Annotated in this window: 13 protein-coding genes; 9 read left to right on the forward strand and 4 right to left on the reverse strand. The window is 43.0% G+C overall.

Features of this window, described 5'->3' with window-relative positions:
* Positions 1–97 precede the first annotated feature (97 nt).
* The 3 genes from AAEY93_RS14545 (at position 98) to AAEY93_RS14555 (ending at position 2,593) form a co-directional block, all read left to right on the forward strand.
* Complete coding sequence (locus tag AAEY93_RS14545; RefSeq protein WP_164839479.1) at positions 98–256, forward strand: hypothetical protein; 159 nt, start codon at positions 98–100, stop codon at positions 254–256.
* Positions 253–1,530 (forward strand): MFS transporter, encoded by a 1,278-nt coding sequence (locus AAEY93_RS14550; RefSeq protein WP_351077842.1) that lies wholly within the window; start codon positions 253–255, stop codon positions 1,528–1,530. The genes AAEY93_RS14545 and AAEY93_RS14550 overlap by 4 nt, the downstream gene beginning before the upstream one ends.
* A gap of 658 nt (positions 1,531–2,188) precedes the next feature.
* The gene (locus AAEY93_RS14555) at positions 2,189–2,593 is read left to right on the forward strand and encodes a GFA family protein (protein ID WP_124013727.1); all 405 of its coding nucleotides are present in this window, start codon (positions 2,189–2,191) and stop codon (positions 2,591–2,593) included.
* A 206-nt stretch (positions 2,594–2,799) separates the two neighbouring features.
* Here the strand turns inward: AAEY93_RS14555 and AAEY93_RS14560 are convergent, their stop codons facing one another.
* Positions 2,800–3,243: a SirB2 family protein gene (locus AAEY93_RS14560; RefSeq protein ID WP_101031506.1), complete on the reverse strand. Its 444-nt coding sequence runs from the start codon at positions 3,241–3,243 to the stop codon at positions 2,800–2,802.
* Between the two features lie 1,253 nt (positions 3,244–4,496).
* On the opposite strand from AAEY93_RS14560, the gene AAEY93_RS14565 reads away from it, so the two are divergent.
* The gene (locus AAEY93_RS14565) at positions 4,497–6,119 is read left to right on the forward strand and encodes a BCCT family transporter (RefSeq protein ID WP_351077847.1); all 1,623 of its coding nucleotides are present in this window, start codon (positions 4,497–4,499) and stop codon (positions 6,117–6,119) included.
* Between the two features lie 395 nt (positions 6,120–6,514).
* Here the strand turns inward: AAEY93_RS14565 and ilvD are convergent, their stop codons facing one another.
* Together ilvD and AAEY93_RS14575 are read right to left on the reverse strand one after the other, a co-directional pair.
* On the reverse strand, positions 6,515–8,221 hold the full coding sequence (gene ilvD, locus AAEY93_RS14570) for a dihydroxy-acid dehydratase (RefSeq protein ID WP_351077850.1): 1,707 nt from the start codon (positions 8,219–8,221) through the stop codon (positions 6,515–6,517).
* 345 nt (positions 8,222–8,566) lie between these two features.
* Positions 8,567–9,076, reverse strand: coding sequence for a peptide-methionine (S)-S-oxide reductase (locus AAEY93_RS14575; protein ID WP_351077853.1), 510 nt, complete (start codon positions 9,074–9,076; stop codon positions 8,567–8,569).
* A 381-nt stretch (positions 9,077–9,457) separates the two neighbouring features.
* On the opposite strand from AAEY93_RS14575, the gene AAEY93_RS14580 reads away from it, so the two are divergent.
* Both AAEY93_RS14580 and AAEY93_RS14585 read left to right on the forward strand, forming a co-directional pair.
* Positions 9,458–11,317, forward strand: coding sequence for a TonB-dependent receptor plug domain-containing protein (locus tag AAEY93_RS14580; protein ID WP_351077856.1), 1,860 nt, complete (start codon positions 9,458–9,460; stop codon positions 11,315–11,317).
* A gap of 176 nt (positions 11,318–11,493) precedes the next feature.
* Positions 11,494–12,342, forward strand: a complete 849-nt coding sequence (locus AAEY93_RS14585) for an EamA family transporter (RefSeq protein WP_233768518.1) — start codon at positions 11,494–11,496, stop codon at positions 12,340–12,342.
* A gap of 309 nt (positions 12,343–12,651) precedes the next feature.
* On the opposite strand, the gene AAEY93_RS14590 is transcribed toward AAEY93_RS14585, so the two are convergent.
* Positions 12,652–13,101: an SUF system Fe-S cluster assembly regulator gene (locus tag AAEY93_RS14590; protein ID WP_101031494.1), complete on the reverse strand. Its 450-nt coding sequence runs from the start codon at positions 13,099–13,101 to the stop codon at positions 12,652–12,654.
* Between the two features lie 462 nt (positions 13,102–13,563).
* Here AAEY93_RS14590 and sufB point away from each other — a divergent pair, with 462 nt between their 5' ends.
* From sufB to sufD, 3 genes are all read left to right on the forward strand, one after another.
* Positions 13,564–15,006, forward strand: coding sequence for a Fe-S cluster assembly protein SufB (sufB, locus tag AAEY93_RS14595; protein WP_101031492.1), 1,443 nt, complete (start codon positions 13,564–13,566; stop codon positions 15,004–15,006).
* A 79-nt stretch (positions 15,007–15,085) separates the two neighbouring features.
* Positions 15,086–15,859 (forward strand): Fe-S cluster assembly ATPase SufC, encoded by a 774-nt coding sequence (sufC, locus tag AAEY93_RS14600; RefSeq protein ID WP_124013722.1) that lies wholly within the window; start codon positions 15,086–15,088, stop codon positions 15,857–15,859.
* Between the two features lie 2 nt (positions 15,860–15,861).
* On the forward strand, positions 15,862–17,202 hold the full coding sequence (gene sufD / locus AAEY93_RS14605) for a Fe-S cluster assembly protein SufD (RefSeq protein ID WP_124013721.1): 1,341 nt from the start codon (positions 15,862–15,864) through the stop codon (positions 17,200–17,202).
* Position 17,203 lies beyond the last annotated feature (1 nt).

Genomic DNA, 17,203 nt, shown 5'->3' on the forward strand with positions numbered 1-17,203 from the left:
TGAGCTCTCATTGACCGCCCCCTCTATTTAATTATTGGATGATTTTAAGGGGTGACAACAATCCTGACACAGGGGGCGACAAAGGCATTCCTTTTCAATGGCTAATCAAGCTTTATCTTCACAGCTGCGCACAAAACCATCTGGATTTGAACTTTCAATGGCAATTATCGGCTCAAATAACAAACGCATGCAGTTGGACGCGGCAAAGCCGCAGGCTGCACAAAAAATCAACAGGGCGCGAAAGGAGGTTTCATGATTAAAGTGTTGTTCAGGGTCTGGCCCCTTTTACTCTGCATTGTGTTCATCATGCTCGGCAACGGCATGCATTTCACCCTTATCGGCCTGCGCGGCGGGATTGAGGGTTTTTCGACTGCTGAACTGGCCATCGTTACATCGGGCTATTTTATGGGTTTTCTGTTGGGCGCGCGCTTATCTCCGCTGATGATCAAACGGGTAGGGCATGTGCGCGTCTTCGCGGCGCTTGGCAGCTTTATGTCGGCGGGGCTGATCGCCTTTCCGTTGCTGACCGAACCTTGGGCTTGGACTGTGCTGCGACTGCTCTTGGGCATTTGCATGTCGGGTATCTATGTCACTGCCGAGAGTTGGCTGAACAACGCTGCCACCAATGAGACGCGCGGCAAGGTGCTGTCGGCTTATATGATCGCGCAGACGCTGGGTATCATCGGCGCACAGGGCCTGCTGACGTTAGGCGATGCCGGGACCTCAGTGCTGTTTATGTGTGCCTCGATTCTCGTTTCGATCTCCTTTGCGCCAATCCTGCTTTCCGCCACCCCGGTCCCAGTTGTCGAAGTTGTCCGTCCTATGCCTTTGCGTGACCTTTACACCGGCTCGCCGCTCGGCACCGTCGGGATATTTTTGCTTGGCAGCGCCTTCGCGACGCAAACGGGTATGGGCGCGGTTTTCGGCACTCAGATAGGGCTCACGGCGACACAGATAGCGCTGTTCATCGCGATGCTGTTCTCCGGGGCTTTGGTATTGCAATATCCCATCGGCTGGCTTTCGGACCAGATGGATCGGCGTAAGTTGATTTTCGGAGCAGCCTCTCTCGGCGCGGCATCTTGCGCATTGGGTTGGCTCACTAGCGGCGGTCTGTGGCCCTTGATGGTGTCCGCCTTCTTCGCTGGCGGTGTGGCAATGCCGCTCTATGCCTTGTTACTGGCCCACGCTAACGATTCTCTTTCGACCGAAGATATGCCAGCGGCCTCCGGGGGGTTAGTTTTCACCTTCGGACTGGGCGCGATCTTAGGCCCACTGGTTACTGGCTTGGCGATGCAAGGGCTTGGCCCCTACGGATTCTGGCTGGTGCTTGGCGCGACCTTCTGTGCTATCGCGTTTTATGCGCTTTACCGCATGACGCAGCGCGCGGTCACCCCAGTGGACGAAACCGAAAGCTATCTTGGTGTACTGCCCACCGCGTCATTTGTGGCGGTGGAGGCAGCAGGTGCTTGGGCCGCCGAAAAGGCCGAGGCTGAACGCGAGGCCGATGTGGAAGCTGACGATAAATCCTGATCGCGGTGGCGCAATGGCGCAAACAGGCAGCTGACATGGAAGCTCGACCGCGGCGACCAGACCAATTGCGTCCGTTTGGTCCCTATCGGGCGCGCATATTGCGTAAACAGGACCATCTAAGATCTGTGGCAATGATTTAAACACTCGTATTTTGTTAAGTGTATTTTGCGGTAATGAGTGATGACCCGACCTATACCAACAATTGTGCTTAGAAGAGATACCTTCCCCTGTATATGGGAAGTTGCCACTGCTGCACTGCGTCGTTAGCCCCGTTTTCATGTGCGGGTAGACGCCAATACAGTTGGAAACGTGAACAACCGATGAAATGGATTGGTCCTCAAATTTTTGAACTCGCTATCATTTTTGCTATTGATATTTGTGCCTATGCACTCTTGTTAATGAGCAGAGAGTCATCATTTGCTGATGGTCTTGAAAGTGGATGTAGATATAACGATAAGCGGGTCAGATAACAATGTTATGGTCCAATGCAGAAGGGGGTAAAGGCAAAATGTTAACCCAAAAGTTTGTTAAAGATGAAAGCTAATATCAAATAGTCATATAACACATCAATTATATGCACCTAACAAGATGGGCTGTGACGCAAAAACTCACATCCCGTATTGAAGTATTAAATGCAATCAGTTACGGAGGGAGTCTAATGTCAAAAATTACAGGTAGTTGCTTATGCGGGAAAGTTACTTTCGAAATGAATAATAATTTCGATAAATTTCACTTTTGTTATTGTAGACAATGCCAAAAGACAACCGGCAGTGCTCATGCTTCAAATTTATTCACACAACCTGATAATATTACATGGTTGAGTGGTTTCGAATTAGTTAAACGTTTTGATGTTGCTGGTCGTTCTATATCGAAAGCGTTTTGTACTGAGTGTGGATGTGGAGTACCTGACCTTTCTGGTTCAGGTAAAGCTTTAGTTGTGCCTGCAGGGTGCTTAGATGCTAACCCTGATATAGCCCCCCAAGACAAAATTTTCTGCTCTGAAAAACCAGAATGGTACGATAAGGCTATTTATGCAAAATCATTTTTGGAATTTGCAGAGTAATTTACACTTATCAAGAAGTTATTCATAGATTTACTGCTCTCTAGGACTATCAACCATTCATCTTCCCTAGAGCGCTTTTGCCTCAGCGTGAATGACTATCTTTTGCCAGTGACAAAAAGCTATCGAATGACATAAAGATCGAGCGAGTCAGTGCTTATTTTATCAAACCGTGGTTAACATTACTTAACCACTTCAATTGAAATAGCCTAGCAAATCGCTGTTAACATGGACTGTCCTAACTCAATATAAGCATTAGTATCTTCGCTTATACCTTTGACTTTAAGATGATCGGCAAAACCAAGTCGTGCACTCATGACGAACCAAAATATTGCACTAATTAAGCCCACAATACGCCACAAATTTGACTTAGCCCACTTAAGCGCAAAGGTAATAGACAGTACATAGAGTACGAAACCACCTAATTTAGATGATGCCCACCCATTTACGAAGGGGTACAATTTAAGTGGATTAACGGCAACCAGATAGATAAAGGTGAAGATAAACAGAGTATATAAAATATGTGGGCCAATCTTCAGTAGTTTATTATTAACCTTGTCAGACCCTTTCATCGTCAACACAAAGTTAATGATGAAAAAGATAAACGTAAGCGCAATTATGGTCAAATGGGTATGTTTAACTATCATGTACATGGTGTTGTTCCCTAAAAATAATTTTTTTATTTAATATTTAGACTGACTGAATATAGTGTAAAGTCAAATAAAAGGCTCTGGTCTAATGCTTCTAGTTCCATTGTTTACGGTTTACCCTTTAAATAATGAGGTGATCCAACATCTGACTTTGAACATGGAAATACCATCGAATTTAAAAGGGCGCTTGTAAAGGTGTTTTGTCCAAAAGATAAATCACTTACAAAATATATACCTTTACCTCGTCTTTTAATACCACGTTATCATCCACATTTCATAGCGTATCGACAAGTTAACCCGCTTTGCCTGCTACGACAACATTGTTAAACAATCATTGTCAGCGGCTATATCAACAATGGCATTTCATACCATGGTGGTCAGCATCAGACGCCGGCACAAAAACAAAACCTGCAACTATAAGCGTCGCCGTTATTGCCTGAATGCTGGCACTATGAATATGTTAAAAGTTTACTGACCTTGTTAAAGGGTTATTTTTATTATCAATACCATCCTTACGAATGGTACTGAGATTAAGATCAATTAAGTTACTCATTAACTTAGGATATTTATCTCACTCATTAAAGCCCCAAAGCAATGTAGAGTAACTAGCCATTAACAATATCCTCATATCAATTTGCCATAAACTGACATCTGTAATGAATGGGACTAGTTTCTATCTCAATCAATTTACAACCATGAGTCTAAAAAAGCGGCGAGTATTACTTAGCCACTACAAAGTGAGCTTAGTAACAATGGCAAGACGCATATAATCGCCGAGCTCATATTGAGATAGTGACTAGAAGAATGGGCTGCAAGGTTTACAGCGCTGAAAAATTTATTCTATAAATAATCACCCACTAAAGTTGATAACCAGCAGAATAAAAAGTGCTCAAACGGCATATTTATTATGCTTAATTGAGATTGCCGCGATTAAATCTTCTGCTCAAGTTGGACTTAGCTAACTGAACTGTAAGTTAATTTCATTTAATCATTTCACTGTTTATCTTTTCATTGAGTACTTAGCAAGGTACGAGTTGCAGTAAGCCAATGTTCTGCCTTGATAAAATCGTAAGATACAATTTAAATCGCTTTAGCTGACCCTAAACTAGCGAGGAAAAAGATCTTCCGAAGAAAGCTCACAACCTAGTTAGGGTTGATTTTAAAAATATAGGCTGATAGTCTCTGTCGTTTTTTTTGGTACTAGGTACTAGTAGTGGCAAAAATCTTTTAGTAGCAAAAAACTTTTGGAGTCAGAGATGACTGATTTAACGGACAGCTTTAAAGTGGCTGATATAACGACTTCGTTAGCTGCAACTAGCAGTAATGTATGCGATCCTCGTTCGGCCCCCCGCTCAGTAGAGAAGAGCTCTACAGCGGAAAAATTGGCCTTAAGCAATCCAGCCTTTTGGTATAGTGGTGGATTTATCTGCTTGTTTGTTTTACTGGCTTTATTCGACAGTGAACTGTTAGCCAGTTTGGTCAATACTGGTTTTTCGTGGTCGGTAAATGTGTTCGGCCCTTATTGGCAAGTATTATTATTACTTACCTTTTTAATTAGTCTAGCGTTAGCTGCAGGTCGTACTGGGAATGTTATTTTAGGTGGGATTGCTAAACCTGAAATGGGTACCTTTCGTTGGATGGCTATTATATTTTGTACGCTACTTGCCGGTGGTGGTGTTTTTTGGGCTGCTGCTGAGCCTATAGCCCATTTTGTTAGTCCTCCGCCTTTGTATGGCGCATCAGGAGATATTCAGCAAGTTGCTGTTAATGCATTATCGCAATCCTTTATGCATTGGGGCTTCCTCGCGTGGGCTATCGTCGGTAGCTTAACGGCTATTGTGGTGATGCATCTACATTATGATAAAGGTTTACCGCTAAAACCAAGGATCCTTCTTTATCCTGTTCTTGGTGAGCGAGCGCTGAAAGGCCATACTGGTGCATTGATTGATGCCTGCTGCATTATCGGTGTTGCCGCTGGCACCATCGGTCCTATTGGTTTCCTTGGGTTACAGGTTAGTTACGCATTAAATGCGCTGTTTGATATTCCTGATGGTTTTACGACACAATTAATCATTATCTTGTTTGCCATTGCCTTATATACCTTATCGGCGTTAAGTGGTTTGAATCGAGGCATGCAAACATTGAGTCGTTATAATGTGATCCTCGCCTCTGCTTTAATGCTTTATATTCTCATTTTTGGTCCAACAAACTTTATTATTAATGGTTATATCCAAGGGGTGGGTAGTCTGCTTAATAACTTCATTCCGATGGCGACATTTAGAGGTGATGAAAGTTGGTTAAGCGGATGGACCGTCTTCTTTTGGGGATGGTTCGTTGGTTATAGCCCAATGATGGCAATTTTTATTGCGCGAATTTCTCGTGGCAGAAGTCTTCGCCAACTCATCTCGACGACTAGCATTATTGCGCCCTTGGTAACCTGTTTTTGGTTTACGGTTGTTGGTGGCTCTGGCTTGGCATTTGAAATTGCCAATCCTGGCAGCGTGAGTGGCGCGTTTGAAGGTTTTAACTTGCCCGGTGCATTACTGGCAGTAACATCACAATTGCCTTTTCCGACGGTGATCTCGATTTTATTCTTAGTATTGACGACTATTTTTATCGTCACCACCGGTGATTCGATGACTTATACCATCAGTGTCGTCATCAGTGGTGAAACAGAACCCAATGCAATGATCCGTATATTTTGGGGTGTCATGATGGGGGTCACAGCATTAATTTTGATTTCCCTTGGTTCTGGGGGGATATCTGCGCTGCAATCCTTCATTATTATCACCGCGGTCCCTGTATCGATCATATTGCTGCCTTCTCTTTGGAATGCACCACAAATCGCGATGCAAATGGCCAAGGATCAAGGGTTATAAAAAGTATTCATTAAAGACAATATATAAGCATTAGTAAGGCGATAAATGATGCGATTCGATGCAATAAGTTGAAAATCTAGTGACGCTTAATCAACAACTTATAACAACGAAGACCATCGTTTCTCGGCTTGCGCGTCGGGTGTTTAGCCCGAAGCCTAGCACTGTGTTGAAATGACTAATCTGTGACCTCAGGGATGAGGTTAATCTACTAACGAATCCGCTATTTTGAACTTGGTACAGAAGAAACCCTAACAAACAAAAAAGTGGCGATGTCTTATTTCGGCGGCTGATATTTCCAGCCATATTGTTGTCTTAGGATCGATGTAAAAGATTGTAAAAAAGCCCAAGCAGAAAATGCTGCATAGGGCTTTATGATGCACTAAAGAACGTCATGCTTAAAAGTCATCGAGTACGGCACCTTTACTGGCGCTAGAAGCGTTAAAAGCAAACTTTGCTTGCACTCCTCGGTTGTAACGTGGCATTGGCGCTTGCCAGCTTTTTTTACGCTCAAAAAGTTCCTCATCGCTGATGTTCAGTTGCAGTAGCAACTGTTTAGCATCAATCGTGATGGAGTCGTTTTCATGAATGAACGCGATATTCCCCCCTGCGGCCGCTTCAGGTGCCACATGTCCGACTACCATCCCCCAGGTACCACCGGAAAAGCGACCGTCGGTGATTAAGCCAACGCTTTCACCTAAACCTGCACCAACTAATGCACCTGTAGGTGCAAGCATTTCTGGCATCCCGGGGCCACCTTTAGGTCCTAGGTAGCGCAATACCATAACGTCACCCGCGTTTATTTTTCCCGCCAATATGGCAGCCAGAGCGGTTTGTTCATCGTTGAACACCCGGGCAGGGCCAGTCATTACCGGATTTTTTAGGCCGGTGATTTTGGCCACACAGCCTTCGGGTGACAAATTACCCTTAAGAATGGCCAGGTGGCCCTGCTGGTACATTGGGTTGCTGAGCGGACGGATCACATCCTGATCGGCACGTGGCACATCGGGCACGTCTTTCAGTACTTCTGCAATGTTCTGACCGGTGATGGTTAAACAGTCGCCATGCAGTAGGCCTGCGGACAATAATATTTTCATGACCTGCGGGATCCCACCGGCTTGGTGCAGATCCACAGCCAAGTATTCTCCACTAGGTTTGAGGTTGCACAGTACGGGTGTCTTTTGGCGCACTCGCTCAAAGTCGTCAATCGTCCATTCCACTTCAGCCGCATGGGCGATAGCTAAAAAGTGCAGCACGGCATTAGTCGAGCCACCCGTGGCCATGATGACCGCCACCGCGTTTTCAATCGATTTACGGGTAACAATATCGCGCGGTTTGATATTTTGCCTTATTGCTTCAATCAGTACCTTGGCAGACTCTTTGGCGGAATCCACTTTCTCGTCATGGGGATTAGCCATAGTTGATGAATAAGGCAGAGAAATACCTAAGGCTTCAAATGAGCTCGACATGGTATTCGCGGTGTACATACCACCGCAGCTACCTGTGCTTGGAACGGCCCGGCGCTCAATTTGCAATAAGTCCTCGTCGCTCATTTTCCCCGCGGCATGTTCACCCACGGCTTCGAAAACACTGACGATATTGAGTGCTTTACCCTTATAATGCCCGGGTAGTACGGTGCCGCCATACACATAGATAGAAGGCACGTTGGCACGCAGCATACCCATTAGGCCGCCAGGCATATTTTTATCACAACCACCAATAACTATTACGCCGTCCATCCACTGACCCTGTACGCAGGTTTCAATACAGTCAGAGATCACTTCGCGGCTGATCAATGAATACTTCATGCCCTCGGTGCCCATGGCCATACCATCTGAAATGGTCGGGGTGCCAAAAACTTGGGCGTTACCACCCGCTTCTTCAATACCTGCGATTGCGGCATCGGCTAACTTTTGCAGGCCACTGTTGCACGGAGTGATAGTGCTGTGTCCGTTGGCGACACCAACCATGGGTTTATTGAAGTCTTCGGCTTGGTAACCCATAGCGTAATACATCGAACGATTTGGCGCGCGTGTCGGTCCTTCGGTAATGTTTTTACTACGACGATTAATCTGGTCGCTAGTGTTTTTATTGTCTTGCGTCATAGTGTTTCTCGTCGAATTAACGTTAATTAAAGTAAAGTATGCCCGAGGGAATGAAACGACTCCAGATATTTAGCATGCTGACGCCTTTGTTAATATCACTATTCCTAAAACCTAGAGCGCTTCGCTGCTAGAACGCTACGCGGCTAGATTCTATAAAAGAAAAGCTTAGATGCTAGGTGACGAGCGATATCAAACGTAAGAGCGATATCAAACGTAAGAGCGATATCAAACGTAAGAGCGATATCAAACGTAAGAGCGATATCAAGCGAAGGGGCTTAGGAGCTAGACCGCTTTATCCGTGAGCGCCGCGTTCGCTTGTTATCGTTTCTGAAGCCAATGTTCACCCTACTTGTATTTATGTAATATCTTCTTAGGAATATGACAATAATCATTTGGAAACCGAGTTAATCTTTGTTGGTGTTCTTCATCGCTTTTTACATAGTTGAGCAACGGCAAAATTTCAACGACAATCTTATCTGCATCGTCACGGTGACTAATATACTCAATAGCAGTCTCGAGGTGACTAGCGTGTTTACTGTATATTCCGCTGCGGTATTTTTTTCCCACATCCTCGCCTTGCTTATTGATGCTGTAAGGATCAATAATTTCAAAAAAGTAACCGATAAGCTCATTAACATTAACTGTGCTTGGGCAGAAGGTCACTTTTACACACTCTGCATAGCCATCATAATTGCTCTGGGTGGTATCGGTTAAGCCATTGGCTCGACCTGCCTGTGTTGCAAAAATGCCTGGCAAGTACGTCATAAATTCCTGCACGCCCCAAAGACAACCGCCGGCAAAATAAATTATTTCTCGCTCGTTGTAAGCAATCTTATTATCTGGTTGTATTTTCATATTAGGTCTTTATAAAAAATGAATTCAGTTTTATGAGTTATTCTATTGATTACTGTAATAGCAAGTAGACCGTTATTGATCTGTTTGTTATGTGTTCAGTGATAAATTATTATCAGTTGAGAATAGTTATCATGTGTAATATTTTACCCGCTAAGATACACTATTGATTAACGTATCGATTAACGTATCGATCAATCGCTTTCAACTGAAACCTATCTTACGATATTTCGTTTGGTTGTTCCAATTCGTTAACCCCATTGCTGTGTAGCACAAAGATGAGCAATGACTTTTTCTGTTACTTGGTCATATGATTGGGGGCAGGGGAAGTGAAAATAAGCGTTTTTACAGATAGTTCAAACAGTGTAAATAGAGAACATTAACATGATTCGAGTTGTACAAATTGCTTTGTCCGCTTTGTTATTTAGCCTATCGTCTGTTTCATCGGCAGCCGACGATGCTAATGATGTAAGTACAGATATTGAGAAAATTACGGTTCAGGGCTCAACCACGGCTAATACTAAACCTGTAGGCACTTTTGGTTCGCCAGTTTCAAATCTAGAATATGATCCGCGCGTTGATCTACAGTCGCGCAATATGGCAGAAGCTCAAGCTGATGTGACGATTCGGGGTGGTATTTTCGAAAATACTGGCTTTAGGGTCGGCAGCGCGACGTTATTGGATCCGCAAACGGGACATTACTTTGCCGAAATTCCGATTGCTCAGGAAATGTTATCTAACGCTAAGGTACTTACTGGCGCAGATAATGCGCTTTTCGGTGTTAACAGCTCGGTAGGCACAGTTTCCCGCGACTGGACACTCATAAATACGGCAGGTAGTGCTTCTATTGGCGCAGGTAATAACAACTTTACTCTTCAACGGGTTCACAGCGGTGTGAGTATGGCACTCGCTGACTCTACCGATTGGACTATCGGTTTTGAAGGTGAATATTCTCGCTCTGAAAGTGACGGTACGATAGAGAATGGCGACCATGATTTTCAACGCGCCTCTGGTCGTATTCAGTTAGTTGGGTCATCATCACAGACAGATCTATTTTTTGGTTCTCAAGAAAAATTCTTTGGCTGGCCAAATATGTACACGCCATTTAATGTTAATGAAACTGAAGACCTCAAAACGCGACTATTATTGCTTAATCATAAACAGCATTATTCACGAGACAGCACATTTGAAATGTCCGCTTACAATCGTCGTAACACCGACCATTACGTTTTTTCGCGCGAAAATCCTGATGTATTTCAAGCCTTTCATGAAACCGATGTTACATCAATAGCACTTTCAGGGCGCCATGCACAAACAGCATCGTTTGCCCTCAATTACTCAAGCCAGTTTATAACAGACAGTATTGAATCAACCACGCTTGAAAATAACTTTACTTCGCGTGAGTATTACAAACTCAGTGTATTACCTGAATACCGAATGTCTCTACAAGATGATCAACAGTTAACTTTTCGTCTCGGCGCTGCTTTTGATGATACTAACCGGGACGATTCACAAGCCTCCCTTATTGGTGATGTAACCTGGAATACAATAAATGCTGACGATACCTCGCAAACACTTTATCTCTCTTATGCAGAAGCCAGTCAAGTGGCAGGTTATACCGCTATAGGTGGGAGTGACAGCGGTGGGCTATTTAGAAGTAACTATGATCTTGAGCGAGAAACCACTAAAAATATTGAATTAGGGCTGGCATTAGACCGAGAAACCTGGCGCCTTGATTCGGCTATTTTTTATCGACAAGATGATGATTTAGCCGATTGGACCTATAGCTTGAGTTCAACCTCTGCTCGTTCAGCAAATCCGGTCGATATAAATACGCTAGGTGTAGAGTTACTTGCGGTAAAACGTTTAGATAATGCAGAAATAATTACCAGCTATACCTTCCTTGATAAATCGGAAAATTATGGTGCTACGGATATTGATGCTAGCTTTTATGCATTGAACTACCCTGATCATCGAGTAACCTTAGGTGTTATTTGGCGACCTACCGACATAGTGGAAGTCCGTGTTGATAACGAGTGGCGTAAACAAGAAGAAAATATTCTACGAAACGGTGACGATGATGCTTTATTCACCCACCTCACGTTAAAAATGTCTCCTTCGCAGTTTAACGGTCTGGATATCATGCTTGCAGCAGACAATCTTTGGGGGGAATCATTTGAAGAGGTACCTGGAACTCCTGGGCGAGGGGAACAATACACTATTAGTGCGGCTTACAACTGGTAACCTTGTCTCAAGTAATCTATATCGGCCCCACTTTTTGACTGGGGGCAGATCGTTACTCTGTAGCACTTGAATAATAGACAACATATAATAAATACAAATCGTGTAGATAGTTAACTATTACAAATAGCTATTGAATCAATTGACATTAAATATTAGAGATTTTAATGGTTTATCTAGTGATCACTACCTTGATTTGGGCTTTTTCCTTTGGTCTTATTGGCAACACGCTCAAAGGTATTGACCCACTTCAAATAGCAGATACGCGCCTATTACTGGCGCTTATTGTTTTTCTTCCCTTTATAAAACGACGCAACACAAACGGGCAGGAAAAATGGCAGCTCATACTGCTTGGCGCACTTCAATACGGGGTAATGTACACCTGCTATCTTTCCGCTTTTCGTTTTATACCATCCCATCTGGTTGCGCTATTTAGCGTTTTTACACCACTTTATATCGTTATTATCAACGATCTTCGACAGCGGTGTTTTACCCCATGGTATTTATTGGCCACTATGCTTTCAATTTTTGGCGCCGCAATTATAAAAATAGGCGATATAGACTCAAGCGAAATTTGGTTAGGATTTGGCCTTATGCAAATAGCCAATATCGCTTTTGCTTTTGGGCAAATTTATTATCGAGATTGGAAGCTAGATAGACCACATATTAGCGACAGCTCTGTATTTGGCTTTTTGTTTATAGGTGCAGCCGCTTTTACCACCATTGTTACGCTGGTGATTTCTCAGCAGCCACCCATTCCTTTAAGCGCAACACCAACGCAGTGGTTCGTTTTAGTGTATATGGGAGTCATAGCATCAGGGCTTGGTTTCTTCCTTTGGAATAAAGGCGCAACCCAAACAAGTGTCGGAGTATTAGGCGTCTTTAACAATGCGGTAGTGCCACTGGCTATGTTTGCCTCCTTGTTTATTTTTGGTGAAGCTAAGGGAGGAACACCAGAAGAACTTGTCAGGCTTGCCATCGGATCACTATTGATTTTGGCGGCGCTATTGATTGCAAAACGAAAATAAATGTCTTGATGATAATTGGCTCAGTTATCCTGATAGGGGTTTTGCAGCCATCCCCTAGAAATCAGCACTAATTGAAGTAAACACGCATTTACTTCATTCACTAAAAGCTGATATTTTAATGAATGTCTCAATAGCATCAGTAATGATGCCTCGTTTATGTGTAATTTAATAGCAAGGCAATACCGTTTATTCCTAATCCTGTTTGCCTATCTAATCATTTGCGAGATCAGCTAGGCACTCAGGCAGGTGATGTAACGTCCTAGCGAAGCGCTATCTATCGGCTAGCGTTGCTAGTTTTTTGGGGGGCGTTCACTCTGATATCGTTATGAGTGCTGACTTCAGACGTTTGACATCCATTGGCGCTTTTCCCATTGCATCAAGTTTTACGTTATGCAAAGCATTTGAAATTAAACGATTAACGATATTCCAATTTCCTTTCAATCCACATGTGTCTACGATTTCACAATCACCGCCATCTAACTTAACACATTCCGTTAATGCAATCGGTCCATCGATAGCTTCAATGACTTCTGCAATTGATATTTGATCGGGTTGACTACTAAGTTTATAACCACCGTGAGGCCCCCTAACAGATTCCACTAATTTGCTATGGGTAAGCGCTCGCATCAATTTACGCAAGGTCGGCAGAGGCAAAGCAGTTAACTCGCACAAGTTATCTAGAGTGATTAACTCCTCGCGACCACACATTTTGAATACCACCAACAACGCATAATCGGCCATGCGGCTAATTCTTATCATAAAAGACTCCCGCAAGAAAATAATAGTCTTAATCAGTGATAATCATAATATATAGTCTACGCCAATGATATTATTTTTTATGCCATACCTCGCTCAGTAAATTTAACGGGCCAGGAAATTCTTGTCTAACATAAAGTCAAAAAAAACCTCATTACTTCTACTCTATATATCAAACCGCTTCTCATTGTAATGCTATCAAGTAGGGTTCCTTATCTTCAAAAAAGGCATAATAAATACTAATTTGGTATTGTATTGTTACTGCGTGTCATATAAATTAATAACATTACTAATTTAGTATTCTTAATGGTGCTAGAGTCTCTTTGAATACAATCTAGAACATAAAAGTGGCTATGTGACCGCTAGCGAAAGATCCGTGCCAAATGAAGATGTTTAGTATCTGGTATCTGGTATGTGACTCGGCACTATTTACTTGGCAAACCTATAAAAAGAGAGTGGATCACTATGAGCGATAGCAGTGTTATTGATGATCGTATTAATTCCGGTTACGACGCAGGTTTTATAACCGATATTGAAATGCAAACGTTTGATCCTGGATTAGATGAAAATGTCATTAGGAAAATATCGGCCAAAAAAAATGAACCCGCATTTATGTTGGAATGGCGGTTAAATGCCTATCAACAATGGCTAAAGATGGAACGCCCAGAATGGGCGCAGGTCAATTATCCTGAAATTGACTTCGACGCTATTTCTTACTATTCAAGTCCGAAAAGTCAAGACGATGCACCAAAAAGCTTGGATGAGGTCGACCCTGAATTGTTGCGTACCTATGAAAAATTAGGTATCCCATTGCATGAGCAAGCGGCACTGGCTGGTGTTGCCGTTGATATCGTGTTTGATAGTGTGTCTATTATTACCACCTTTAAAGAAAAGCTGGCTGAATCTGGGGTTATTTTCTGTTCACTTTCAGAAGCTATTATCGAACATCCTGAATTAATTAAAAAATATTTGGGCTCTGTTGTGCCCATTAGCGATAACTTTTATTCGGCATTAAACTGTGCAGTATTTAGTGACGGCTCGTTTGTTTATATTCCAAAAGGAGTTAGATGTCCGATGGAGTTGTCGACCTATTTTCGGATCAATGAAATGAATACCGGCCAGTTTGAGCGTACCTTAATTATTGCTGATGAGGGCAGCTATGTTAGCTATCTTGAAGGCTGTACTGCCCCATCGCGAGATGAAAACCAACTTCATGGCGCCGTCGTTGAGTTAGTTGCGTTAAAAGGCGCACAAATCAAATATTCAACCGTTCAGAACTGGTATCCAGGCGATGTAAACGGTAAAGGCGGGATCTATAATTTTGTGACCAAACGGGGTGTCTGCCACACAGATGCGAAAATATCTTGGACTCAGGTAGAAACGGGTTCAGCCATTACATGGAAGTACCCCAGTGTGATATTACTGGGTGATAATAGTGTCGGTGAATTTTATTCCGTTGCCTTAACTCGTCACGCGCAACAAGCTGATACGGGAACCAAGATGATCCATCTTGGTCGTAATACTCGCAGCACCATTATCTCAAAGGGTATTTCAGCGGGCAAAGGCTCAAACTCATATCGTGGATTAGTCCATATGTCGCCCAAAGCAGATGGCGCACGTAATTTCACCCAATGTGATTCACTGTTAATTGGTGATAAATGTGCAGCTCATACATTCCCTTATATTGTCAGCAAAAATCCCAGTGCGATAGTTGAACATGAAGCAACGACTTCAAAAGTCAGTGACGATCAGTTATTTCTGTGTCAGCAACGCGGTATCGACCCTGAAAAAGCAGTATCAATGATTGTTAATGGCTTCTGTAAATCCGTTTTCAAAGAGCTGCCAATGGAGTTTGCTGTTGAAGCCGGAAAACTGTTAGAGGTTAGCCTAGAAGGCTCGGTTGGATAACGCGCTAGGTAGGTCAACCCTGACAACAGGCGTTGTATCACGTTAATAAAGACGTTACTTAAATAGATAAAGGTTACAGATGCTAAAAATTATAAATTTAAAAGCCAAAGTTGATGGCAAAGAGATCCTTAAAGGATTAAATATCGAGATTAAACCGGGTGAAGTCCATGCAATTATGGGGCCTAATGGCAGCGGAAAGAGTACATTATCCAATGTCCTAGTAGGTCGTGATGGCTATGAAGTGACAGATGGAACAGCGATGCTTGAAGGCAAAGATTTATTAGCACTTAAGCCTGAAGAGCGTGCCCGCGAAGGTATTTTTCTTGCTTTTCAATATCCGGTTGAAATCCCAGGAGTCAGCAATCTCGAATTTTTAAAAACATCCCTTGAATGCCTCTATACACATCAAAACAAGCCACTGCTAAGTGCGGTTGAGTTTATGAAGCTGGCGCGTGAAAAATGCAAGCTCGTTGACCTAAGTACTGTTTTTCTTAAGCGTGGAGTCAATGAAGGTTTTTCGGGTGGAGAGAAAAAACGCAATGAAATTATGCAGATGCTAATGTTAGAGCCTACGCTATGCATACTTGATGAGACCGACTCAGGCTTAGATATCGATGCACTCAAAGTGGTAGCTGATGGTATCAATACCTTACGCAGTCCCGATCGCTCCTTTATTGTGATCACTCACTACCAACGATTATTAGATTACGTTCAGCCTGACTTTGTCCATGTATTGTCCGAGGGACAGATCGTTAAATCTGGCGGAAGTGAGTTGGCGTTGGAATTAGAACAAAAGGGCTACGGTTGGTTAGAGAATGGAACTGAGCAACCCGTTAATCCAATTGAGGTTTAACAATGAATAATCAAACACAAATAGCAACGGGTGTTTCCAACATTCCAATTCACCAGAAAAATGCCTGGTTACAACCCATCCGTGCAGCGGCAAGCGAGCGCTTAACCTATCTACAAATCCCGACGCAGAAAACCGAAGATTGGAAATATCTGAAGCTTGAACAACTGTTAGCGAGTGACCCAACAGACATACACAGTACAGGGGAGTTCGATCCAAAAAGTATCAATGACATCAGAGATACCCATGAGATCAATAACGTACTTTCACAGTCTTTGATAAGTGATTTTGATGCGTATCGGTTAGTGTTTGTTAATGGAGTATTCGTGGGTGAGTTATCGCAACATGATAGCAACCCATATAGTGTTTTATTCTCCGAGGCTAGCACAGCTCAGCAGCAAATCATTGTTGATCACCTAGACAGTAGTCATAGCCATTACCATGACTATTTTTCAAGCCTAAACAGCGAGCAACTTGAAGACGGTTTGCTTATACATATTCCTGAGCATTGCCTTGTTGATAAGTCTTTTTATATTGTAAATTTATTGATAGGCGAACAGCCAAAAACGCATATGATGCGGGTATTGATTATTGCTGAAACGGGCAGTAAAGCGACAATAATCGAGCATGAGGACACCCCTGTCACACATACAGGAATGGTTAATACTGTGATTGAATGCTTTGTTAATGACAACGCAGATATTACTCATAGCCGGATCCAACTTGATGAGAGCGTGACTAGTCTATGTAGTCAGCGCGTTAAACAAGGTCGTAATAGCCTTTATCAACAGTATCAAATTAGCCTAGCCTCTAAACTAAAGCGTAATGATCTTACCGTGGCTTTAGTAGGGGAGTATGCTAGTGCGGATATTCGAGGCAGTTTTTACGGTCGCAACCAACAAACTATTGATAACCATACTTGCATGGAACATATGGCACCAAATTGTACCAGCAACGAGATATTTCGAGGTTTAGCCGATAACGAAGCCAATGCCGTGTTCAATGGCCGTATTCATATTCATCCAGACGCTCAAAAAACGGTAGCCAAGCTAAGCAATAAAAATTTATTACTGTCAGATTTTGCAACGATTAATACTAAACCTGAATTAGAGATCTATGCTGATGATGTGAGATGTTCACATGGTGCCACGGTAGGTCAAATTGATAGTGATGCGCTGTTTTATTTACAATCTAGAGGCATTTCAAGGAGCGAAGCGAAACGACTGTTGAGCCTAGCCTTTATTGCTGAGATAGTCGATAAGGTTCCAGAAACGAGTGTACAAGCGTTTATTACACAACGTTTTTCTAGCTTATTTTTATCATTACAGTACCCCGGGGGGAAATAAC

The organism is Shewanella sp. CAL98-MNA-CIBAN-0140 (assembly GCF_040309905.1).
Lineage (GTDB): Bacteria > Pseudomonadota > Gammaproteobacteria > Enterobacterales > Shewanellaceae > Shewanella > Shewanella psychromarinicola.

Coding starts and splice junctions, on each gene's coding strand:
- AAEY93_RS14545 (WP_164839479.1), top strand. CDS start 98: ATGGCTAATCAAGCTTTATCTTCACAGCTGCGCACAAAACCATCTGGA.
- sufB (WP_101031492.1), top strand. CDS start 13,564: ATGAGCGATAGCAGTGTTATTGATGATCGTATTAATTCCGGTTACGAC.
- sufD (WP_124013721.1), top strand. CDS start 15,862: ATGAATAATCAAACACAAATAGCAACGGGTGTTTCCAACATTCCAATT.
- ilvD (WP_351077850.1), bottom strand. CDS start 8,221: ATGACGCAAGACAATAAAAACACTAGCGACCAGATTAATCGTCGTAGT.
- AAEY93_RS14575 (WP_351077853.1), bottom strand. CDS start 9,076: ATGAAAATACAACCAGATAATAAGATTGCTTACAACGAGCGAGAAATA.
- AAEY93_RS14590 (WP_101031494.1), bottom strand. CDS start 13,101: ATGATAAGAATTAGCCGCATGGCCGATTATGCGTTGTTGGTGGTATTC.
- AAEY93_RS14580 (WP_351077856.1), top strand. CDS start 9,458: ATGATTCGAGTTGTACAAATTGCTTTGTCCGCTTTGTTATTTAGCCTA.
- AAEY93_RS14560 (WP_101031506.1), bottom strand. CDS start 3,243: ATGTACATGATAGTTAAACATACCCATTTGACCATAATTGCGCTTACG.
- AAEY93_RS14565 (WP_351077847.1), top strand. CDS start 4,497: ATGACTGATTTAACGGACAGCTTTAAAGTGGCTGATATAACGACTTCG.
- sufC (WP_124013722.1), top strand. CDS start 15,086: ATGCTAAAAATTATAAATTTAAAAGCCAAAGTTGATGGCAAAGAGATC.
- AAEY93_RS14555 (WP_124013727.1), top strand. CDS start 2,189: ATGTCAAAAATTACAGGTAGTTGCTTATGCGGGAAAGTTACTTTCGAA.
- AAEY93_RS14550 (WP_351077842.1), top strand. CDS start 253: ATGATTAAAGTGTTGTTCAGGGTCTGGCCCCTTTTACTCTGCATTGTG.